Here is a 22569-nt window from a genome sequence, read left to right on the forward strand (position 1 = left end):
TAACCGTACACCAGCCCATCGCACTTGCAAGTTATCGGGACGATCAATGTGTAAGGGATGAATGCCGGTGCCTGGTTTAGCTGCTAATCAGTCCTCAGCTTCATCGGGCAGGACATCGCGCACGCCCAGCCTTTTGGCCACCCAGCGTTCATAAAGCCCCAAAACCACGTCCGTCCCGGCCATCGCTGTCAGGCACCCTCCTGCGCATACGGCCCAAATCGAAACATTGGCAGCGTGCAGCAGCATGATCGCCGAAGCACCGCAGACCACGCTGGAGCCAGACCGCATGATCAGACGCCGGAGAAGAGGTCTGCCAGTAACCCCTTCTTTATCAGCGCGCCACATTTCGCCGACGATTCCGCCAACCAGAGGCAGGGTGATGAATAGCCAGAGAGGCATGTCCAACAACGCATAATGCTCCGTGGTCATTTCACGCCTCCTTGGATGACAGCCCACCAAATGAGCAAGAAGAATATGCATTTATGCATAGACAGTCAATGCATCAATGCATGAATCGCGATCACCCCCATGCATTCGACAGACAAAAAAACCGCTCAAATGAGCGGTTTTATCGGACTGTCAAACGGACTAACGGGCGTACATACCCCACCAGAAAACATGACCCAGAATGACAATCTGCTCTTCCTGCATTTCCTGGAAGGTGTAGTCCTCGTCCGGGTGTTCATCTCGATTGAAGCTGCGCAGGCGAATGCCGGTGGGCAGGCGATAAAGCTGTTTTACCCGTAGCTGGCCGTTATGGTTGATTGCATAAAGGTCGCCATCGATGATGTCGCCAATTCCGCATTTGCCGGCATTGACCCCGACCGTGGCACCGTCACGCAGCACTGGCAGCATGCTGTTGCCACGCACGGTCACGCATTTGGCCTGGTCGAACTGCACACCGTTATGGCGCAAGCTGCGTTTGCCAAAGCGCAGGCTGGAGCGCTCGCTTTCTTCGATGACGAATCTTCCTGATCCCGCAGCCAATTCAACCTCGCGAAGAAACGGCACCGACACCTCGTCATCATCGACGGGGGTATCGTCGTCCCACAGGCTTATATCCTTGAGTTCCGAATGCAGTACATCGCGTCCACCAGCGGCAAGCGGCGCGACTTCGACGCGGCCACGCAATTGGTCAGTACTGACGGCGAAGTACTCGGCGATCTTCGAAATGTGTTTATCCGACGGGTCAACGATCTTGCCGCTGAGAATCCGCGAAAGTGTGGATTGAGGCACGCCGGTACGCCGGTGAAGCTCCGTGGGGGAGATCCCGTGCTGATCGAGCAGCTCTCTTAATACGGTAGAAACATTGCGTTTTTGCATAACGCGCATAGTGCTTGTTCTTTTCGCGAGAGGCAAATGCAGAATTGCATTGAAGACGCATAAATAGCGCGTAAACCAACAGAAACAGACCACGTGGCGTTCGTGCCTGCGTCCGGCAGACCGCCCATGTTAATCTTGCGCCCATTGCGGAAAAGCCGGGCCAATGCCCCACTTTTGCCCCACACCTTTCGACGAGTTTTCCGATCCCCAATGAATAAAGCACTCTCCGACCTGTCCTCCCACACGCCGATGATGCAGCAGTACTGGCGCCTGAAAAACCAGCACCCGGACCAATTGATGTTCTACCGCATGGGTGACTTCTACGAGATCTTCTATGAAGACGCGAAGAAGGCCGCCAAGTTGCTGGACATCACCCTGACCGCTCGCGGCCAGTCGGCCGGGCAGGCGATTCCGATGTGCGGGATTCCTTACCATGCCGCCGAAGGTTATCTGGCGAAACTGGTGAAGCTTGGCGAGTCGGTGGTGATCTGCGAGCAGGTCGGAGACCCGGCCACCAGCAAGGGACCGGTAGAGCGTCAGGTGGTGCGGATCATTACGCCGGGGACGGTGAGCGATGAAGCGCTGCTGGACGAGCGTCGTGACAACCTGATCGCAGCCGTGCTGGGCGATGAGCGCCTGTTCGGCCTGGCGGTGCTGGATATCACCAGCGGCAATTTCAGCGTGCTGGAAATCAAGGGCTGGGAAAATCTGTTGGCGGAACTGGAGCGGGTCAATCCGGTGGAGCTGTTGATTCCGGACGACTGGCCAAAAGACCTGCCGGCGGAAAAACGCCGTGGGGTTCGTCGTCGTGCACCGTGGGATTTCGAACGCGACTCGGCGCTGAAAAGTCTTTGCCAGCAGTTTTCCACCCAGGACCTCAAAGGTTTCGGCTGCGAAAACCTGACCCTGGCCATCGGTGCCGCCGGTTGTCTGTTGGCCTATGCCAAAGAAACCCAGCGCACCGCCCTGCCCCACTTGCGCAGCCTGCGCCACGAGCGTCTGGACGATACCGTGGTGCTGGACGGTGCAAGTCGGCGCAACCTGGAGTTGGACACCAACCTGGCGGGCGGTCGCGACAATACGCTGCAATCGGTGGTCGATCGTTGCCAGACCGCCATGGGCAGCCGCCTGCTGACCCGCTGGTTGAACCGCCCATTGCGCGACCTGACGGTTTTGCTGGCACGCCAGACCTCGATCACCTGCCTGCTCGACGGCTACCGTTTCGAAAAGCTGCAACCGCAACTCAAGGAAATCGGTGACATCGAGCGGATTCTCGCCCGAATCGGCTTGCGCAACGCGCGCCCGCGAGACCTTGCGCGCCTGCGCGATGCCCTCGGTGCACTGCCGGCGCTGCAAGTGGCAATGACCGAACTTGAAGCCCCGCACCTGCAGCAACTGGCGACGATCACCAGCACCTACCCGGAACTGGCCGCGCTGCTGGACAAAGCCATTATCGATAATCCGCCTGCGGTGATCCGAGATGGCGGCGTGTTGAAGACCGGTTACGACAGTGAACTCGACGAGCTGCAATCGCTCAGTGAAAACGCCGGACAATTCCTGATCGACCTCGAAGCCCGCGAAAAGGCCCGCACCGGCCTGTCGCACCTCAAGGTCGGCTATAACCGCATTCACGGTTATTTCATCGAGTTGCCGAGCAAGCAGGCTGAATCGGCACCGGCCGACTACATCCGTCGTCAGACCCTCAAGGGTGCCGAGCGCTTTATCACGCCGGAACTCAAGGCTTTCGAAGACAAGGCACTGTCGGCCAAGAGCCGTGCCCTGGCTCGTGAAAAAATGCTCTACGAAGCCTTGCTCGAAGACCTGATCTCGCAATTGCCACCCTTGCAAGACACCGCCGGCGCCCTGGCCGAGCTGGACGTTTTGAGCAACCTGGCCGAGCGTGCCTTGAACCTCGACCTGAACTGCCCGCGGTTCGTCAGCGAGCCGTGCATGCGCATCACCCAGGGTCGTCATCCGGTGGTCGAGCAGGTTCTGACCACGCCGTTCGTGGCCAACGATCTGAGCCTCGACGACAACACGCGCATGCTGGTGATCACCGGTCCGAACATGGGCGGTAAATCCACTTACATGCGCCAGACGGCGTTGATCGTACTGCTGGCGCATATCGGCAGCTTCGTGCCGGCGGCCAGTTGCGAACTGTCGCTGGTCGACCGCATCTTCACCCGGATCGGTTCCAGCGATGACCTGGCCGGTGGCCGCTCGACCTTCATGGTCGAAATGAGCGAGACCGCCAACATCCTGCATAACGCCACCGAGCGCAGCCTGGTGCTGATGGACGAAGTCGGACGCGGCACCAGTACTTTCGACGGTTTGTCCCTGGCCTGGGCCGCCGCCGAGCGTCTCGCGCATTTGCGTGCCTATACGTTGTTCGCCACCCACTACTTCGAGCTGACCGTCCTGCCGGAAGCGCAACCTCTAGTGGCCAACGTGCACCTCAATGCCACCGAGCACAACGAACGCATCGTCTTCCTGCACCACGTGCTGCCGGGACCTGCGAGCCAGAGCTACGGTCTGGCCGTGGCACAGTTGGCTGGTGTGCCCAGCGAAGTGATCGTCCGCGCCCGCGAGCATCTGAGCCGACTCGAAGACACCGCCCTGCCCCATGAAGCGCCGAAACCTGTCAAAGGCAAACCGGCCGCGCCGCAGCAGAGCGACATGTTCGCCAGCCTGCCGCACCCGGTGCTGGATGAACTGGCCAAACTCGATCTGGACGACATGACGCCACGTCGTGCACTCGAAATGCTCTATACACTAAAGACACGGATCTAACGCATAGCCTTGCAAGCTGTTAGAATCTCGCGCGGTTTGGGATGCTGCACGCTATAGCCTGGCCTGCAGACTATCGCTCCCAAACCTTGCGACCCCCACGTGAAGGGGCGCAGCAAGCCGCGCCTGAGGAGAAAATTAGAAATGACCTTCGTCGTCACCGACAACTGCATCAAGTGCAAGTACACCGACTGCGTAGAAGTCTGTCCGGTGGACTGCTTTTACGAAGGCCCGAATTTCCTGGTGATTCACCCGGATGAGTGCATCGACTGCGCACTGTGCGAACCTGAATGCCCTGCCGTGGCCATCTTCTCCGAAGATGAAGTGCCTGCCGGTATGGAAAACTTCATTGCGCTGAACATGGAATTGGCCGAAGTCTGGCCAAATATCACCGAACGCAAAGATCCGCTGCCGGATTCGGCTGACTGGGATGGCAAGCCGGGCAAGCTCGAACACCTAGAACGCTGATTACCCCCGCGTTCCCAAAAAAGGCCCCACAAGGGCCTTTTTGCTTTTCTGCAGGCAAAAAAAGGGGCGGTTTGACCCGCCCATTTTTTTCCTTATTCCCTGTGTTCCCTTTCATCGTCCTGATGAATCGCGTCCTGCGATGTCCATTCCCCTCGTCCTTGAAGGGCGTGTCTGTCCGTCGACACAACCCCGATACTAGAGCGTTCCTCGCCAAGAGCAATGGCCCTTCTGCGCTGAAATTCCCTGTCATATTCCGTCAACTTAAAAATAATCCATTTATTATCAACACGATAACCAGGCATGAGGACAATCATGGCTGTCTGGCGCGGTGTAAAAAAACTGAACACTTACGCAAGAGTAAGCAAAGACTTACATCACCAGACGACAAACCTGCGGTATTACTCTTCTCACTGAAATTCGAATATCCAGATAACAAAAAGCCCCGAACATTCGGGGCTTTTGGTTATCTGCACGGGAAGCGCTTATTGGAACAGCGACTCACTGGAAAGGCCGTTTTTCTCCAGGATTTCCCGCAGACGCTTCAGGCCTTCAACCTGAATCTGTCTGACCCGTTCCCGGGTCAGGCCGATTTCAAGGCCTACGTCTTCAAGGGTGCTGCTCTCGTGGCCACGCAGACCGAAGCGGCGTACCACCACTTCACGCTGCTTGTCGGTGAGCTCGGAGAGCCATTGATCGATGCTCTGGGACAGGTCGTCATCCTGCAACAGTTCACATGGATCGGTTGGACGATCATCGGTGAGAGTGTCCAGCAGGGTTTTATCCGAATCCGGCCCCAGCGAGACGTCGACCGAAGAAACCCGCTCGTTGAGACCCAGCATGCGCTTGACCTCCGCTACCGGTTTTTCCAGCAGGTTGGCGATTTCTTCGGGTGAGGGTTCATGGTCAAGTTTTTGCGTCAGCTCCCGTGCAGCCCGCAGGTACACATTGAGCTCTTTGACCACATGGATCGGCAACCGGATGGTCCGGGTCTGATTCATGATCGCGCGTTCGATGGTTTGACGAATCCACCAGGTCGCATAGGTCGAAAAGCGGAAGCCGCGTTCAGGGTCGAACTTCTCCACCGCCCGGATCAGGCCGAGGTTGCCCTCTTCGATCAGGTCCAGCAGCGACAACCCACGATTGACATAACGCCGGGCGATTTTCACCACCAGCCGCAAGTTACTTTCAATCATGCGTTTGCGCCCGGCCGGATCGCCACTTTGCGACAAGCGCGCAAAATGAACTTCTTCTTCCGGGGAGAGCAATGGGGAAAAGCCGATTTCGTTGAGGTACAGCTGCGTGGCATCGAGTGCCCGCGTGTAATCGATGTACTTGTGTTGCTTTAACGTAGCGGAGTGTTTGGATTTGGCACGAACGGAAGGTGGAGCCGCCCCTTCATCATTCGACATCGAATCCGTCCCGATGCCGGTCTCCATCAGGAGAACCTCATCGTCGATGTCAAACTCCGGCACTTCTTTACTGAGAGCCATTGTTATAGTCCTTTGGTGAGTTCGACCTCAAGCTCAAGCGGCGCCTTTATCCTTGGCAACGCTGGAGCCTGTCCCCTCTACGCGACGGAACAGGCTGGTAGCGATCAACGGCGTGGCAGGAATTGCAGCGGATCTACAGGTTTACCCTGGCGGCGAATCTCAAAATGCAGTTTCACCCGGTCTGTACCCGTGGACCCCATTTCGGCAATTGTCTGTCCGACCTTGACCTGCTGCCCCTCCCGAACCAACAGCCTGCGGTTATGTCCGTAGGCACTGACGTAGGTTTCACTGTGTTTGATGATGACTAATTCGCCGTAGCCCCTTAAGCCACTCCCGGCGTATACCACCGTCCCATCAGACGCAGCTAAAACAGGCTGTCCCAAATCTCCGGCGATATCAATTCCTTTATTCAAACTACCGTTTGAAGAGAATTTTCCAATCAAAATGCCATTGGATGGCCATCCCCAGCCGGTCGGGGCTGGCCCGGCTGGAGGCAATGGAGCAGGTGTCGGCTTGTTGGCGACGGACGGTACAACCGTGGTCGTGGTCGGGGTGGAACCGTCAACCGGACGCCGAATGACCGTGGTTTTACTCGAGGACGACGGCGATGAACTGGTCGAACTCACTACCGCCGTCGGCGTTGAACCGGTACGACCGTCAAAGCGAATCGTCTGACCCGGGCGAATGGTGTAAGGCGCAGGAATGTTGTTGCGTGCCGCCAGAGCCTTGTAGTCCCACCCGTAGCGGAAGGCGATCGAGAACAGGGTGTCTTTTGGTCGAACCACGTACTGACCGGTTGTCACGGCCGGGCGCTGGGGCGCGGCATTGTTGCGATCGACAACGCGGACATCACTGGATTTGGTGCTGGAACACCCCGCCAGCAAGGTGCTCAAAACAAGGCCAGTCACCAGGCGCTGAAAGCTCGTTGTACCCATACGCTGCGCAATGACTGTGAGACTCACCCGCCGCTCCCTTTGTGGTGGCTGAAAATGTGATTTGCCGTGATCCGGCATGCTGTGTCGCCAGTATAACGGGCCGTGCAGGCTTTACCCTTATTGAAGCGATTTGGGTTTGCGCACACGTTTGCTGCTCGACAAAACAACCCGTTTAACCATTCGACGCCGCTGTAAGACAGAGGCAATCGAAGAGAATTCAGCGCATCGAAACAAATGCTCAGGCCAGTGGCCCATTGAGCAAGGGAACGAAGCGTACATTCCCCAGAACGCGTCTGGAAAAGCCCTGTTCTTCCCTGATGATCAGCAGTAATTGTTGAACCTCTCCAGAGCCGACCGGAATCACCAGACGCCCCCCGGGTGCCAGTTGGTCGAGCAAGGCCTGAGGGACATCGGTGGCCACCGCCGTCACGATGATGCCGTTGTATGGCGCCAACGCTGGCCAGCCCTCCCAGCCATCGCCCCAGCGAAACACCACGTTGCGAAGGTTCAACTCGACCAGGCGTTCCTTGGCCCGGTCCTGCAGCACCTTGATGCGCTCGACGGAAAACACCCGCTCCACCAGTTGCGACAGTACCGCCGTCTGGTAGCCGGAACCGGTGCCGATTTCCATGACCTTGTCCAAAGGTCCGGCTTCGAGCAGCAACTCGCTCATGCGAGCCACCATGTAAGGCTGGGAGATGGTCTGGTTATGGCCGATCGGCAGCGCCGTGTCCTCATAGGCCCGGTGCGCCAGTGCCTCGTCGACGAACAGGTGACGTGGCGTACGACGGATGACTTCCAGCACCTTGGCGTTGGAAACCCCTTCTTCATAAAGTCGCTGGATAAGCCGCTCGCGGGTCCGTTGCGAGGTCATGCCTATGCCGCGATGCAGCATATCGTCTTGTCCGCGAGTCATCAGCGCAGCCCCTCCAGCCAGCCATCGAGACTTCTGAAGGCATCATTGAAGGTGCGATCCAGTTGCAGTGGCGTGATGGACACGTAGCCTTGCATTACCGCGTGGAAATCGGTGCCCGGACCGCCGTCTTCGGCATCTCCGGCAGCGGCGATCCAGTAACCGGACTTGCCGCGCGGGTCGACGACTTTCATCGGCGCAGCGGCGCGGGCGCGATGCCCGAGGCGGGTCAGCTGGATGCCGCGGATGTGCTCCAGTGGCAAGTTGGGAATGTTCACATTCAGTACCGTGCGCGGTGGAAGGTCGAGATCGACGTGGGCCTCGACCAGCTTGCGCGCAAAATACGCCGCCGTGGGAAGGTTATCGACCTGACGAGAGACCAACGAAAAGGCAAACGCAGGACGCTCCAGGAAACGCCCTTCCAACGCTGCCGCCACCGTGCCGGAATACAACACATCGTCACCCAGGTTGGCGCCCAGGTTGATTCCGGAAACCACCATATCCGCTTCACGGTCCAGCAAGCCGTTGAGGCCCAGGTGCACGCAATCGGTCGGAGTGCCGTTGATGCTGATAAAACCGTTGGCCAGCGTCTGCGGGTGCAACGGCCGGTCGAGCGTCAGCGAACTGCTGGCGCCGCTTTTGTCCTGGTCCGGGGCGATAACCACGCATTCGGTGTAATCCGCCAGCGCAGCATAAAGCGCGGCGAGACCGGGTGCGGTTACCCCATCGTCGTTAGAAATCAGAATACGCATGGGCTGTCCGTCTGCCCCACCGGCACCAGATCAACAAGCTCGCGCACCAATACAGTGGCGAAGCATCCGGCCGGCAGGACGAATTCCAGTTGCAGAATGTCAGGCTCGGGATAATGCCACGTCAACCCACCAATGGGCAGCCGCAGGATGCGACGTTCGTGGCTCATACCGGCGTTAATCAACCAATCGCGAAGATCTGCCTCGCGCGCAGCGATTGCCTGCTCCAGTTCATGGACAACGCCCGTGGCCGGCGAGTCACCTTCGCCCCACTGCGGCCCTGTCGGATGCAAGTCAAGAATCGCCAGGCGCGGGTCGCTGCACTCGGCAACACCTGCCGGAAAAAAACTGCGGCTATCGGTGAACGCCAGCAAGTCACCGACCTGTGCACGCTGCCAGGTGCCGTCGGCGACACGCGCGGCCAAGACCTGGTTGAACAGAAAACTGCGGGCCGTGGACAGCAGACGCGAACGCACGTTGCGTTGTTCCGGCAAGGCCTTGCGTGCGGCCCAGGCACGGGCGTCAACCACGTTACCGCCGTCATGCCCGAAGCGCTGCGCACCGAAATAATTGGGGATGCCCTGCCGGGTGATCAGTTGCAGGCGCTGTTCGATGGCAGCCTTGTCACCGGCGAACTGGGTAAGCCGCAGCGTGAAACCGTTGGCCGAGTGCGCACCGCGTTGCAGCTTGCGCTTGTGCCGGCTGGTCTTGAGAATTTTCAGCGTGTCGTTTTCTGCGGCCGACAGATCTGGATCGGCCTTGCCCGGCAGTTGCACGCTGAACCACTGACGCGTCAGCGCCTGGCGATCCTTGAGCCCGGCATAACTGACCGTGCGCAAAGGTACACCTGCTGCCTTGGCAATCCGTCGTGCCGCCTCTTCAGTATTCAGACCGCGCTTTTCCACCCAGATCCACAGGTGTTCGCCGTCGCCACTCAAGGGAATATCAAGGACTTCGTCGACCTGGAAATCTTCAGCGATGGCTTTCAGTACCGCGGTGCCCAAGGGCTCACCGTAGGCGCGCGGGCCAAGCAATTGCAGTTCGTTCATGCGCGCAGCAACAAGGCAACGGAATGCACGGCGATGCCTTCTTCGCGACCGACAAAGCCGAGCTTTTCGGTGGTGGTAGCTTTTACGTTCACTTGATCCAACTCAACTTGAAGATCCGCGGCAATCAGCGCACGCATCGATTCGATATGCGGAGCCATTTTCGGCGCCTGGGCGACGATGGTGTTATCGACGTTGCCAACCTTCCAGCCTTTGGCGTGGATCAGTGCGACGACATGACGCAATAGCGCACGGCTGTCGGCACCCTTGAATTGCGGGTCGGTGTCCGGGAAATGCTTGCCGATATCACCCAGCGCAGCAGCGCCGAGCAAGGCATCGCTCAAGGCGTGCAGCAGGACGTCACCGTCGGAATGAGCGAGCAGCCCGAAGCTGTGTGCGATGCGCACGCCGCCCAGAGTAATGAAATCGCCTTCAGCGAAACGGTGCACATCATAGCCGTGGCCAATACGCATAAAAAAACGCCCCGATTTTTGTCAGGGCGTGATTCTACCTGCTATTGACCTGCTAGAGCATGCGCGTGATGCCGCAAGTGATCATCGATAAAGCTGGCGATGAAGAAATAGCTGTGGTCGTAACCGGGCTGCAGGCGCAACGTCAGTGGATGACCGGCCAGTTTGGCCGCCTGTTGCAAGGCTTGCGGCTTGAGCTGAGTGGCGAGGAAATCGTCGCGATCACCTTGGTCCACCAGCAGCGGCAGCTTCTCGTCAGCCTCGGCAATCAAGGCACAGGCATCCCATTCGCGCCATTTCGAACGGTCCTCTCCCAGATAACGGGAAAAGGCCTTCTGCCCCCACGGGCAGTCCATCGGATTGTTGATCGGCGAAAACGCCGACACTGACAGATATCGCCCCGGATTGCGCAAGGCACATACCAGCGCACCGTGACCGCCCATGGAGTGACCGCTGATGCCGCGCTTTTCGGATGCGGGGAAATGCGCCTCAACCAAAGCGGGCAATTCCTGCACAACATAGTCATGCATCCGATAGTGCCGCGACCACGGTTCCTGCGTGGCATTCAGATAAAACCCGGCACCGAGACCAAAGTCCCACGCACCATCAGGATCCCCCGGTACATCAGGACCGCGAGGGCTGGTGTCTGGTGCGACGATGATCAGCCCCAGTTCGGCGGCCATGCGCAGGGCGCCGGCCTTTTGCATGAAGTTCTCGTCAGTGCAGGTCAGGCCGGACAGCCAGTACAGCACCGGCAGCTTGCCACCCTGCTCCGCTTGCGGCGGCAGGTACACGGCAAACACCATGTCACAGCCGAGCACTTCGGAGCGATGGCGATAGCGTTTGTGCCAGCCGCCAAAACTCTTCTGGCAGGAGATATTTTCCAGGCTCATGGCAGACCTCAGAAATGGATGACAGAGCGGATGCTTTTTCCTTCATGCATCAGGTCGAAAGCCTTGTTGATATCTTCCAGGCCCATGGTGTGGGTGATGAAAGTATCCAGCGGGATCTCGCCGGTCTCAGCCATTTCCACGTAGCTTGGCAACTCGGTACGGCCACGTACGCCACCGAACGCCGAACCGCGCCAGACGCGGCCGGTGACCAATTGGAACGGACGGGTGGCGATTTCCTGACCGGCACCGGCCACACCGATGATCACCGACTCGCCCCAACCCTTGTGGCAGCATTCAAGCGCAGCACGCATCAGTTGCACATTGCCGATGCACTCGAACGAGAAGTCGACGCCGCCATCGGTCATGTCGACGATGACTTCCTGGATCGGACGGTCGAAGTCTTTCGGGTTTACACAATCGGTTGCACCCAGCTGTTTGGCGATCTCGAATTTGGCCGGGTTGATGTCGATGGCAATGATCCGACCAGCCTTGGCTTTCACCGCACCGATGATGGCAGAAAGACCGATGCCGCCAAGGCCGAAAATGGCCACGGTATCACCGGGTTTCACCTTGGCAGTGTTGAGCACCGCACCAATACCGGTGGTGACACCGCAACCCAGCAGGCAAACTTTTTCCAGCGGCGCTTCCTTGGCAATTTTGGCGACGGAGATTTCCGGCAGCACGGTGTACTCGGAAAACGTCGAGGTGCCCATGTAGTGGAAAATCGTTTCGCCCTTGTAGGAGAAACGCGAAGTGCCGTCAGGCATCAGGCCTTTGCCCTGGGTTGCGCGAATCGCCTGACACAGGTTGGTCTTGCCCGACAGGCAGAATTTGCACTGGCGGCATTCCGGGGTGTACAGCGGAATGACATGGTCGCCGACCGCCACGGAAGTCACACCTTCGCCGATCGCTTCGACAATCGCCCCGCCTTCGTGACCCAGGATCGACGGAAAGATGCCTTCCGGATCAGCGCCCGACAACGTGTAGGCGTCGGTATGGCAGACACCCGAGGCCACCACGCGCAGCAAGACTTCACCGGCTTTGGGCATGGCGACATCGACCTCAACGATCTCCAGAGGTTTCTTGGCCTCGAAGGCAACGGCAGCGCGCGACTTGATCATGGTGATGCTCCAGTGAATAAAAACGAGACAAGGAGTGTAATACAGCGCCTTACGGTGAATAATCAGGACAAATGCAAAACATTATTGCCATGCAGGGATAATCTTTGATGTCCGACAACCGCTGGGAAGGCATCGACGAATTCGTCGCCGTCGCTGAATGCAGCCAGTTCACCGCTGCCGCCGAGAGATTGGGCGTTTCTTCCTCACACATCAGTCGACAGATCGTACGCCTTGAAGAGCGCGTGCAAACCCGACTGCTTTACCGCAGTACACGGCGGGTGACACTGACCGAAGCCGGACAGACTTTTCTGCAACATTGCCAACGCCTGCAGGATGGACGCGAAGAAGCGTTGCGCGCGGTCAGCGATCTGACCAGCGAACCCAAAGGCATGTTGCGCATGACCTGCGCGGTGGCTTACGGCGAACGCTTTATCGTGCCGCTGGTTACCCGTTTCATGGGGCTTTATCCGCAACTGCGGATTGACATCGAATTGAGCAATCGCCAACTCGATTTGGTGCATGAAGGCCTCGACCTGGCGATCCGCCTCGGACGCTTGCAGGACTCAAGACTGGTCGCCACCCGCCTCGCACCACGGCGAATGTTTCTCTGCGCCGCACCGTCCTACCTTGAACGGTACGGCCGCCCACACAGCTTGTCGGAACTGAGCCGTCACAACTGCCTCATCGGCAGCTCTGACCTGTGGCAGCTGGAACAGAACGGGCGGGAATATTCGCAACGGGTGCAGGGAAACTGGCGCTGCAACAGTGGGCAAGCGGTATTGGATGCTGCGCTACAAGGCGTCGGGTTGTGTCAGTTGCCGGATTACTACGTGCTGGAGCATCTGAAAAGCGGTGCGTTGATTTCTCTGCTAGAGGCGCATCAACCGCCAAACACAGCAGTGTGGGCGCTTTATCCACAGCAGCGGCATCTGTCGCCGAAAGTGCGCAAGTTGGTGGATTATTTGAAGGAAGGGTTGGCTGAAAGGCCGGAGTACCGAAGCTAGACGCTCAACTGCGTGCCAGCAAGAGATCGGGGGCCTGGACTACCGCAATCGCGAGCAGGCTCACTCCTACAGTGGACGGGGAAGACACACAAATCTTGTGTAAACCAATGAACCTTGTAGGAGTGAGACCGGCTTGCCGGCGATTGGGGCAATACTGAATTCAAGTCAATCAGTGACGATTGGCCCAGCGCTGTCTCAACCATTCAAGATCTTCGGGACGTGTGACCTTGAGATTGTCGGAACGCCCTTCGACAAGGCGTGGCGATGAACCAGCCCACTCCATAGCCGACGCTTCATCAGTGATCGCAGCATCCGCCACCAGACTGTCTGCCAACGCCCGATGCAACGCACCAAGTCGAAACATCTGCGGCGTGTACGCTTGCCAGATCACGCTGCGGTCCACGGTTTCGACGACACGTCCGTGTTTATCGACCCGTTTGAGCGTGTCCCGCGCTGGAACCGCCAGCAACCCGCCTACCGGATCGTCAGCCAGTTCTGCCAGCAATTTGTCGAGATCGTCACGGCTGAGATTCGGTCGCGCCGCATCGTGAACCAACACCCAATCTTCGTCATCGGCACCTTGTGCATGCAGATGCAGCAGGGCATTGAGTACCGAACCGGAACGCTCGGCGCCGCCCTCGACCCGCGTTATACGCGCATCGCCAGCACAAGCCAGGTTAGGCCAATAAGGATCATCGACAGCAAGACTGACCACCAGGCCTTTGAGGCATGGATGATCGAGGAAACAGCCGAGGCTGTGTTCGAGAATTGTGCGCCCGCCCAGTTGCAAGTATTGCTTGGGACGGTCCGCGGCCATACGGGCACCGATGCCCGCGGCAGGAATCACGGCCCAGAAGGCCGGTAACGTCGGGTTCATTGGGCCAACTGGTAAAGGGTTTCACCGTCCTTGACCATGCCCAACTCGTGACGAGCCCGCTCTTCAACGGTCTCCATGCCTTTTTTCAATTCGCTGACTTCAGCGTCCATCACCCGATTGCGCTCAAGCAACACCTGATTCTCAGCTTGCTGATCCGCGATCTGCTGCTTCAGCTCGGCCACTTGCGCCAGACTGCCATTACCCACCCACAGGCGGTACTGCAGGCCAGCCAGCAACAGGAGCAAGACGAGGAACAACCAATTGGGACTGCGCATCGAATATCAGGTATCCAGTGAAAAAAGACAGCCACACCACAACATGAAGCTACTGATAGCACGAAGCCTGGAAAACCCAGGCTTGTGCTGATAAGGCATCAGATTAGTGGCAAAAACCACGCCGTAGCGATTTTTCCGACACAATCCGCTGACTTTTTTTACCCGTACGACTTAGCCGCGGAATTCGCTGCGGCCGTTGTACTTGGCTTTGCCGTTCAACTGCTCTTCGATACGCAGCAGTTGGTTGTACTTGGACACGCGGTCGGAGCGGCACAGGGAACCGGTCTTGATCTGGCCAGCCGAGGTGCCCACGGCCAGGTCGGCAATGGTCGAATCCTCGGTTTCGCCCGAGCGGTGCGAGATCACGGCGGTGTAACCGGCGGCCTTGGCCATCTGGATGGCTTCCAGGGTTTCAGTCAGGGTGCCGATCTGGTTGAACTTGATCAGGATCGAGTTGGCGATCTTTTTATCGATGCCTTCTTTCAGGATCTTGGTATTGGTCACGAACAGGTCGTCGCCTACCAGTTGGGTCTTCTCGCCGATCTTGTCGGTGAGGATTTTCCAGCCAGCCCAGTCGGACTCGTCCAAGCCATCTTCGATGGAGATGATCGGGTAACGCTCGGTCAGGCCTTTGAGGTAGTCGGCGAAACCTTCAGCGGTGAACACCTGGCCTTCGCCGGACAGGTTGTACTTGCCGTCTTCGTAGAATTCGCTGGCCGCGCAGTCCAGGGCCAGGGTCACGTCGGTGCCGAGTTTGTAGCCGGCGTTGGCCACAGCTTCGGAGATCACTTTCAGTGCGTCTTCGTTGGAAGCCAGGTTCGGTGCAAAACCACCTTCGTCACCGACGGCAGTGCTCAGGCCACGGGCCTTCAGTACGGCTTTGAGGTGGTGGAAAATCTCGGTGCCCATACGCAGACCTTCCGAGAAAGACTTGGCGCCAACCGGCTGAACCATGAATTCCTGGATGTCGACGTTGTTATCGGCGTGCTCGCCACCGTTGATGATGTTCATCATCGGAACCGGCATCGAGTAGACACCCGGGGTGCCGTTCAGGTTGGCGATGTGGGCGTACAACGGCAGGTCCTGGTCCTGTGCTGCCGCCTTGGCCGCAGCCAGGGAAACGGCGAGGATCGCGTTGGCGCCCAGGGTGGCCTTGTTTTCAGTACCGTCGAGCTTGATCATCGCCAGGTCGAGGGCTTTCTGGTCACTTGGGTCCATGCCTTTCAACAGGTCCTTGATCGGACCGTTGATGTTGGCTACGGCTTTGAGAACGCCCTTGCCCAGGTAACGGCTCTTGTCGCCATCACGCAGCTCGAGCGCTTCACGCGAGCCAGTGGAAGCACCGGACGGCGCGCAAGCGCTGCCGATGATGCCGTTATCGAGAAGCACATCCGCTTCCACGGTGGGATTGCCACGGGAGTCGAGAACTTCACGACCTTTGATGTCGACGATTTTAGCCATTGTTGTAAACACTCCAAAGTTGACGAAAACGACGCAGCTAGAGGAAATCTTTTACCGTCGGCAAGCGATGTGCAGCGGGCAGTCTTGCGGACGATAAGGCTCAGGCCCGAGGGCCTGAGCGTTAATTCGTGCGGTACTTTACCGGAGAAATGAGGATTACGCGGTTTCTACCGTCGGAAAACTCTTAACCAGTTCGTCCAGAGCTTTGAGCTGGGCCAGGAATGGCTCCAGTTTGTCCAGGCGCAAGGCACAAGGGCCGTCGCATTTGGCGTTGTCCGGGTCCGGGTGGGCTTCCAGGAACAGGCCGGCCAGGGACTGGCTCATGCCGGCTTTCGCCAGGTCGAGGACCTGGGCACGACGGCCGCCGGCGGAGTCGGCGCGACCACCAGGCATTTGCAGCGCGTGGGTCACGTCGAAGAACACCGGGTACTCGAACTGCTTCATGATGCCGAAGCCGAGCATGTCGACGACCAGGTTGTTGTAGCCGAAGCTCGAACCACGCTCGCAGAGGATCAACTGATCGTTACCGGCTTCGACGCACTTGTTCAGGATATGTTTCATTTCCTGTGGCGCGAGGAATTGGGCTTTCTTGATATTGATCACGGCGCCCGTTTTGGCCATTGCGACCACCAGGTCGGTCTGGCGCGACAGGAAGGCCGGCAACTGGATGATGTCGCAGACTTCAGCGACGACCGCGGCCTGCTCAGGCTCGTGGACGTCGGTGATGATCGGCACGCCGAAGGCTTGCTTGATGTCCTGGAAAATCCGCATGCCCTCTTCCAGGCCGGGGCCACGGTAAGAGGTCACGGAGGAACGGTTGGCCTTGTCGAAGCTGGCCTTGAACACGTAAGGGATACCGAGTTTTTCGGTGACCTTTACGTACTCTTCGCAGACCTGCATCGCCATGTCACGGCTTTCCAGCACGTTCATGCCACCGAACAGCACCATTGGCTTGTCGTTGGCAATCTCGATATCGCCTACGCGGATGATCTTCTGCGCCATCGGTTTACGCCTTCTTCTGGTGTTGAGCCAACGCTGCCTTGACGAAACCGCTGAACAACGGGTGACCGTCGCGTGGTGTCGAGGTGAACTCCGGGTGGAACTGGCAAGCCACGAACCATGGATGATCCGGTGCTTCAACCACTTCAACCAGCGCGCCATCACCGGAACGACCGGAGATTTTCAGGCCGGCTTCGATGATTTGCGGCAGCAGGTTGTTGTTCACTTCATAGCGATGACGATGACGTTCGACGATCACGTCCTTGCCGTAGCAACCGTGAACCAGCGAACCCGGCTCCAGCAGGCAATCCTGCGCGCCGAGGCGCATGGTGCCGCCCAGGTCGGAAGCTTCGGTACGGGTTTCGACGGCGCCAGTGGCGTCTTCCCACTCGGTGATCAGACCCACGACCGGGTGACCGCTTGCACGATCGAACTCGGTGGAGTTGGCGTCTTTCCAGCCCATGACGTTACGAGCGAACTCGATCACCGCCACTTGCATGCCCAGGCAGATGCCCAGGTACGGAACCTTGTTTTCACGAGCGTATTGAACGGCAGTGATCTTGCCTTCCACGCCACGCAGGCCGAAGCCGCCCGGAACCAGGATGGCGTCGACGCCTTCGAGCAGCGCGGTGCCCTGGTTTTCGATGTCTTCGGAATCGATGTAGCGCAGGTTGACCTTGGTACGGTTGCTGATACCGGCGTGACTCATCGCTTCGATCAGCGACTTGTAGGCATCGAGCAGCTCCATGTACTTGCCGACCATGGCGATGGTGACTTCGTGCTCAGGGTTGAGCTTGGCGTCGACCACGGCTTCCCACTCGGACAGATCGGCACCGCCACATTGCAGACCGAAACGCTCGACGACGAAATCGTCCAGGCCCTGGGAGTGCAGGATGCCCGGGATCTTGTAGATGGTGTCGGCGTCTTCCAGCGCGATCACCGCACGTTCTTCAACGTTGGTGAATTGCGCGATCTTGCGACGGGAAGAGACATCGATCGGGTGATCGGAGCGGCAGACCAGCACGTCAGGCTGCAGGCCGATGGAGCGCAGTTCCTTGACCGAGTGCTGGGTTGGCTTGGTCTTGGTTTCGCCGGCAGTGGCGATGTACGGCACCAGTGTCAGGTGCATCAGCATCGCGCGCTTGGCGCCGACTTCGAAACGCAACTGGCGGATGGCTTCGAGGAACGGTTGGGATTCGATGTCACCCACGGTGCCACCGATCTCGACCATTGCCACGTCGGCATCGCCTGCACCCTTGATGATGCGGCGCTTGATTTCGTCGGTGATGTGCGGAATCACCTGGATGGTTGCACCCAGGTAGTCACCACGGCGCTCTTTGCGCAGCACATGCTCGTAGACACGGCCAGTGGTGAAGTTGTTGTTCTGGGTCATGGTCGTGCGGATGAACCGCTCGTAGTGGCCCAGGTCCAGGTCGGTCTCGGCGCCGTCGTGGGTGACGAACACTTCACCGTGCTGGAACGGGCTCATGGTGCCCGGGTCGACGTTGATGTACGGGTCCAGCTTCAGCATGGTGACCTTAAGTCCCCGCGCCTCCAGGATGGCCGCCAATGATGCCGATGCAATGCCTTTCCCCAATGAAGAAACAACACCGCCCGTGACGAATATGTAGCGCGTCATGAAAAACCCTAGAAGTCTGCGTTAAAGCGGTCCGAGCCGCCGGGGAAAGCGAAGGAAGGCCGAAGCCCCCGATCACCTGCATTAATCACAGTGCACCTTTCAAAAAAACCGCCGCGTTGGGACAGACCGGAAGATGAAACACCGGTACGTTGCTCGCTACACATTTTTTGGAATCGCCCAGCAAAGACTGCTTGGTAATCGGCAACTCCTGCAATTCAGGCGAATCCACAGAAGTTGTATCAAGAAGGGAGCGTAGTCTACCGGAAAGCCCCTTTCAGCTCAAACCTTGATCTTCGATCGGCGGCTGCCAATGCAATTTCCATTCTCCTGCCTTGCCACCCTCCAGGCCCTGAAGGTTCGCCACCGCCAGCAATTGCTCGCCCTTGAACAGCAGCGGCAATCTGCCGCGCACGAACTGCGGCACCCCCCGCTCATTGAGCAAACGCTTGAGATCGCGATGACCGCGGTGCGGTAACTCCATGATTTCGCCACCTTCACGATAGCGGATCTGCAAAGGGCCATCGGGCAATTGCCCCGTCAGCGTGAGCACGCCGTTGCCGGGCAATGCCAACGGCAGCGCGGGGTCAGGCCAGTTTCCGGCATCGGGCACCGGCCTCAACCAGATGCCCGACAACCACCACAGGCGCCCACCCGCCCGATGCAATTCGCCATCCGCCAGGCGCCAGATCGGTCGGGCATCGTGCGCTGCATCACGCAAATTGTCCCAACCCGACCAATGGTCACTGTCGGGCAACCTTGTCCGCGGCTCAAGCCAGTGACTGAGCGCGTTGCGTTGCCGGGCAGCGGATAGTTTTTCCAGCGCTACCAGCTCCAGAGACGGCAAGCCCAGCCAATCGAAATCACTTGGCGTGATCGCCTGGCTCAAGTCGATTTGCGCAAGATCATCGAGTAACCCCTGCGCCTCGCTCAGATGCGCAGCACTGCGGGCCATGGTCGCCATCGCTTGCGGCCAGCGCTCCGACAGCACCGGGAACACCTGATGGCGCAGGTAGTTGCGCGAGTACTGCCGATCCTGATTGGAAGGATCCTCGATCCAGCTCAAATGGTTTTCGCTGGCATAGGCTTCCAGCCCGGCCCTCGTGACATCGAGCAATGGCCGCAGTAGATGGCCTTTCCCCAATACACGCTGGCGCGGCATTCCCGACAACCCTCTCACCCCTGCCCCACGCAACAACCGGAACAACAGGGTTTCCGCCTGATCATCGCGGTGTTGCGCGGTCAGCAGTATTTCATTGGCTTGAGTGATCTGGTTGAAGGCGGCATAGCGCGCCTCCCGGGCCGCACGCTCCAGGCTGGCGCCGGGTTGCACCTGTACGTGCACGACGTGTAGTGGCACACCCAAGGCATCACAAACCGACCGACAATGCTCCGGCCACGCATCAGCCACAGCTTGAAGGCCGTGATGAACATGAATGGCGCTTAGCGCCGGCAGGGATTCGGTTTTTGCGAGGTGTACGAGAAGGTGCAACAAAACGGTGGAGTCGAGACCACCAGAGAAGGCGATGCGCCAAGCGGAGGCGTTGCGCCAGCGCTTCAGATTCAGCAAGAGTCTGGAAGGCAAATCAATTCCGGGCCGATCCATATATGTCCCTTTGCACAAATCAAATGTGGGAGCGAGCCTGCTCGCGATAGCGGTAGAACAGCCAACAGATTTGTTGAATGTTAAACCCTTATCGCGAGCAGGCTCGCTCCCACATGGGTACAGCGTGATCTGATTACAGACCGTAGCTCATCAGGCGCTCGTAACGACGGTCGAGCAGCGCCTTGTGATCAAGCTTCTTGAGCATTGCCAGTTGCGAGCTCAGCTCGGCACGGATCGAAGCAGCCGCAGCGGCCGGATCACGGTGGGCGCCACCCAGAGGCTCGCCAATCACCTTGTCGACGATGCCCAGGCCTTTGAGACGCTCGGCGGTGATACCCATCGCTTCGGCGGCATCCGGCGCTTTCTCGGCGGTTTTCCACAGAATCGAAGCGCAACCTTCCGGCGAGATCACTGCGTAGGTCGAGTACTGCAGCATGTTCAGTTGATCGCACACGCCGATGGCCAGAGCGCCACCGGAACCACCTTCACCGATTACAGTGGCGATGATCGGGGTTTTCAGGCGTGCCATGACGCGCAGGTTCCAGGCGATCGCTTCGCTCTGGTTGCGCTCTTCCGCGTCGATGCCCGGGTAGGCGCCCGGGGTGTCGATGAAGGTCAGGATCGGCATCTTGAAGCGTTCGGCCATCTCCATCAGGCGGCAAGCCTTGCGGTAGCCTTCCGGACGCGGCATACCGAAGTTGCGGCGAACCTTCTCGCGCACTTCACGGCCTTTCTGGTGGCCGATGATCATCACCGGCTGGTCGTCCAGACGAGCGATACCGCCGACGATTGCAGCGTCGTCGGAGAAGTGGCGGTCACCGTGCAACTCGTCGAACTCGGTGAAGATGTGTTCGATGTAGTCCAGGGTGTAAGGACGTTTCGGGTGACGCGCCAGACGAGCGATCTGCCAGCTGGTCAGCTTGCCAAAGATATCTTCGGTCAGCGTCTTGCTCTTGTCCTGCAGGCGGGAGATCTCATCGCCGATATTCAGCGAATTGTCATTACCGACCAAGCGCAACTCTTCGATCTTGGCTTGCAGGTCGGCGATCGGCTGTTCGAAATCTAGAAAATTCGGGTTCATAGGCGTCCGTCTTGGGTCGAGTCCCAAGTGATCTTGGGCCGGCCGGTTGTCTATTCGCGCCCTACCTTAAGGGAGAGGCGCGCTGAGGTCGAGATTAAAAATTCAGGTTGCGGGCAGGCGTTCTGATATTACCTGCCGGTCAACGGTATTGGAGGAAGACGTTGTCTCGCCCGAACTGGTCACGCAGGGCTTGAATCAACGCATCCGCCGGATCGATTCGCCAGCCTTCGCCGAACTGCAGCAAGGCCTTCGCATCGGGACTGGTGTAGTCCATGGTGATCGGGCACGCGCCGCGGTGACGTTTGAGCAGCTCACCCAGCCAGCGTAGCTGATCGCCCTTGAGATCCTTGGCGTGCAGTTTCAAACGCAGGCTCTCGGCCAGGTTGGTGCGCGCATCTTCCATGCTCATCACCCGCTTGACCCGCAGCTTCAGGCCACCGGAGAAGTCGTCGTTGCTGACCTCGCCTTCGACCACCACCATCGCGTCGGTCTGCAACAGCGACTGTGCAGCATGGAACGCCTCGGAAAACAGCGAGGCTTCAATCCGGCCAGAGCGGTCGTCGAGGGTGATGAAGCCCATCTTGTCGCCCTTTTTGTTTTTCATCACCCGCAAGGCGATGATCATCCCGGCGACGGTCTGGGTGTCGCGCGCCGGCTTCAGATCGATGATGCGCTGGCGGGCGAAACGGCGGATTTCACCTTCGTATTCGTCGATCGGGTGGCCGGTCAGGTACAGGCCGAGGGTGTCTTTCTCCCCTTTCAGGCGTTCCTTGAGAGTCAGCTCCTTGGCCTTGCGATGGTTGGCGTAGACGTCAGCGTCTGCCTCGACAAACAGACCGCCAAACAGGTCGGAGTGACCGCTGTCCTGAGTGCGTGCGGTTTGCTCGGCGGCCTTGATCGCTTCTTCCATGGCCGTCAACAGCACCGCACGATTGCGGTCGATATTGGCCTGATAGGCTTTCTGTTCATCATGGAAATACGGGCCAAGACGATCCAGCGCACCGCTGCGAATCAAGCCGTCGAGGGTACGCTTGTTGATGCGCTTGAGGTCAACCCGGGCGCAGAAGTCGAACAGGTCCTTGAACGGGCCGTGCTGACGCGCTTCGGTAATCGCCTCCACCGGGCCTTCACCCACACCCTTGATCGCGCCGAGACCGTAAATGATCCGGCCTTCGTCGTTCACCGTGAACTTGAACTCCGAGGTGTTCACATCCGGCGCATCGAGGCGCAGCTTCATCGTGCGCACTTCTTCGATCAAGGTCACGACCTTGTCGGTGTTGTGCATGTCCGCCGAAAGTACCGCGGCCATGAATGGCGCCGGGTAATGCGCTTTCAGCCACGCGGTCTGGTACGACACCAGGCCGTAGGCGGCGGAGTGGGATTTGTTGAAGCCGTAACCGGCGAATTTTTCTACCAGGTCGAAAATGTTACCGGC

General features: G+C 58.7%; 21 protein-coding genes. 3 read left to right on the plus strand and 18 right to left on the minus strand.

All coding sequences use genetic code 11. The features are described 5' to 3' along the window. Window positions 1-87: 87 nt before the first annotated feature. Together D8U69_RS16955 and D8U69_RS16960 are read right to left on the minus strand one after the other, a co-directional pair. Window positions 88-429 (minus strand): phage holin family protein, encoded by a 342-nt coding sequence (locus tag D8U69_RS16955; RefSeq protein ID WP_056856171.1) that lies wholly within the window; start codon window positions 427-429, stop codon window positions 88-90. Between the two features lie 159 nt (window positions 430-588). Further along, window positions 589-1323, minus strand: coding sequence for an XRE family transcriptional regulator (locus D8U69_RS16960; protein ID WP_130907774.1), 735 nt, complete (start codon window positions 1321-1323; stop codon window positions 589-591). Between the two features lie 210 nt (window positions 1324-1533). Between D8U69_RS16960 and mutS the strand changes: the two genes are divergently transcribed. Both mutS and fdxA read left to right on the plus strand, forming a co-directional pair. Then, window positions 1534-4113 (plus strand): DNA mismatch repair protein MutS, encoded by a 2580-nt coding sequence (mutS, locus tag D8U69_RS16965; RefSeq protein ID WP_130906366.1) that lies wholly within the window; start codon window positions 1534-1536, stop codon window positions 4111-4113. Window positions 4114-4254: 141 nt separating this feature from the next. Further along, window positions 4255-4578 (plus strand): ferredoxin FdxA, encoded by a 324-nt coding sequence (gene fdxA / locus D8U69_RS16970; protein ID WP_056856222.1) that lies wholly within the window; start codon window positions 4255-4257, stop codon window positions 4576-4578. A gap of 482 nt (window positions 4579-5060) precedes the next feature. Here the strand turns inward: fdxA and rpoS are convergent, their stop codons facing one another. The 8 genes from rpoS to D8U69_RS17010 form a co-directional block, all read right to left on the minus strand. Then, window positions 5061-6068 carry an RNA polymerase sigma factor RpoS gene (rpoS, locus tag D8U69_RS16975; RefSeq protein ID WP_046816537.1) on the minus strand — a complete coding sequence of 336 codons (1008 nt, stop codon included), beginning with the start codon at window positions 6066-6068 and terminating at the stop codon, window positions 5061-5063. 104 nt (window positions 6069-6172) lie between these two features. Further along, window positions 6173-7030 (minus strand): peptidoglycan DD-metalloendopeptidase family protein, encoded by an 858-nt coding sequence (locus tag D8U69_RS16980; protein ID WP_056856225.1) that lies wholly within the window; start codon window positions 7028-7030, stop codon window positions 6173-6175. 211 nt (window positions 7031-7241) lie between these two features. Beyond that, a complete protein-coding gene (locus D8U69_RS16985; protein WP_177336601.1) occupies window positions 7242-7877 on the minus strand; it encodes a protein-L-isoaspartate(D-aspartate) O-methyltransferase in 636 nt (211 codons plus the stop codon). A gap of 41 nt (window positions 7878-7918) precedes the next feature. Further along, a complete protein-coding gene (gene surE, locus D8U69_RS16990) occupies window positions 7919-8668 on the minus strand; it encodes a 5'/3'-nucleotidase SurE (protein WP_056856227.1) in 750 nt (249 codons plus the stop codon). Continuing rightward, window positions 8656-9714: a tRNA pseudouridine(13) synthase TruD gene (gene truD, locus D8U69_RS16995; protein WP_056856228.1), complete on the minus strand. Its 1059-nt coding sequence runs from the start codon at window positions 9712-9714 to the stop codon at window positions 8656-8658. The genes surE and truD overlap by 13 nt, the downstream gene beginning before the upstream one ends. Next, a complete protein-coding gene (ispF, locus tag D8U69_RS17000; RefSeq protein WP_034149878.1) occupies window positions 9711-10184 on the minus strand; it encodes a 2-C-methyl-D-erythritol 2,4-cyclodiphosphate synthase in 474 nt (157 codons plus the stop codon). The genes truD and ispF overlap by 4 nt, the downstream gene beginning before the upstream one ends. Before the next feature lie 41 nt (window positions 10185-10225). Beyond that, window positions 10226-11074, minus strand: a complete 849-nt coding sequence (fghA, locus tag D8U69_RS17005) for an S-formylglutathione hydrolase (RefSeq protein ID WP_056856229.1) — start codon at window positions 11072-11074, stop codon at window positions 10226-10228. 8 nt (window positions 11075-11082) lie between these two features. Continuing rightward, window positions 11083-12195: an S-(hydroxymethyl)glutathione dehydrogenase/class III alcohol dehydrogenase gene (locus D8U69_RS17010; protein WP_056856230.1), complete on the minus strand. Its 1113-nt coding sequence runs from the start codon at window positions 12193-12195 to the stop codon at window positions 11083-11085. 107 nt (window positions 12196-12302) lie between these two features. On the opposite strand from D8U69_RS17010, the gene D8U69_RS17015 reads away from it, so the two are divergent. Further along, a complete protein-coding gene (locus tag D8U69_RS17015) occupies window positions 12303-13199 on the plus strand; it encodes a LysR substrate-binding domain-containing protein (protein WP_130906369.1) in 897 nt (298 codons plus the stop codon). Window positions 13200-13368: 169 nt separating this feature from the next. On the opposite strand, the gene ispD is transcribed toward D8U69_RS17015, so the two are convergent. From ispD to D8U69_RS17055, 8 genes are all read right to left on the minus strand, one after another. Beyond that, window positions 13369-14076, minus strand: a complete 708-nt coding sequence (gene ispD, locus D8U69_RS17020; RefSeq protein WP_130906370.1) for a 2-C-methyl-D-erythritol 4-phosphate cytidylyltransferase — start codon at window positions 14074-14076, stop codon at window positions 13369-13371. Then, entirely contained in the window at window positions 14073-14351 is a 279-nt protein-coding gene (ftsB, locus tag D8U69_RS17025) for a cell division protein FtsB (RefSeq protein ID WP_056856233.1), read from the minus strand. The genes ispD and ftsB overlap by 4 nt, the downstream gene beginning before the upstream one ends. Before the next feature lie 171 nt (window positions 14352-14522). Further along, a complete protein-coding gene (gene eno / locus D8U69_RS17030) occupies window positions 14523-15812 on the minus strand; it encodes a phosphopyruvate hydratase (RefSeq protein WP_056856234.1) in 1290 nt (429 codons plus the stop codon). A gap of 156 nt (window positions 15813-15968) precedes the next feature. After that, on the minus strand, window positions 15969-16814 hold the full coding sequence (gene kdsA, locus D8U69_RS17035; protein WP_130907772.1) for a 3-deoxy-8-phosphooctulonate synthase: 846 nt from the start codon (window positions 16812-16814) through the stop codon (window positions 15969-15971). Between the two features lie 4 nt (window positions 16815-16818). After that, complete coding sequence (locus D8U69_RS17040) at window positions 16819-18450, minus strand: CTP synthase (RefSeq protein WP_056856235.1); 1632 nt, start codon at window positions 18448-18450, stop codon at window positions 16819-16821. A 274-nt stretch (window positions 18451-18724) separates the two neighbouring features. After that, the gene (gene tilS / locus D8U69_RS17045; protein ID WP_130907773.1) at window positions 18725-20053 is read right to left on the minus strand and encodes a tRNA lysidine(34) synthetase TilS; all 1329 of its coding nucleotides are present in this window, start codon (window positions 20051-20053) and stop codon (window positions 18725-18727) included. 133 nt (window positions 20054-20186) lie between these two features. After that, on the minus strand, window positions 20187-21134 hold the full coding sequence (locus tag D8U69_RS17050; protein WP_056856237.1) for an acetyl-CoA carboxylase carboxyltransferase subunit alpha: 948 nt from the start codon (window positions 21132-21134) through the stop codon (window positions 20187-20189). Between the two features lie 139 nt (window positions 21135-21273). Then, on the minus strand, window positions 21274-22569 hold a 1296-nt coding region (locus tag D8U69_RS17055; protein WP_241668666.1), incomplete at its 5' end, for an OB-fold nucleic acid binding domain-containing protein.

Source organism: Pseudomonas sp. Sample_16 (assembly GCF_004307665.1).
Classification (GTDB): Bacteria; Pseudomonadota; Gammaproteobacteria; order Pseudomonadales; family Pseudomonadaceae; genus Aquipseudomonas.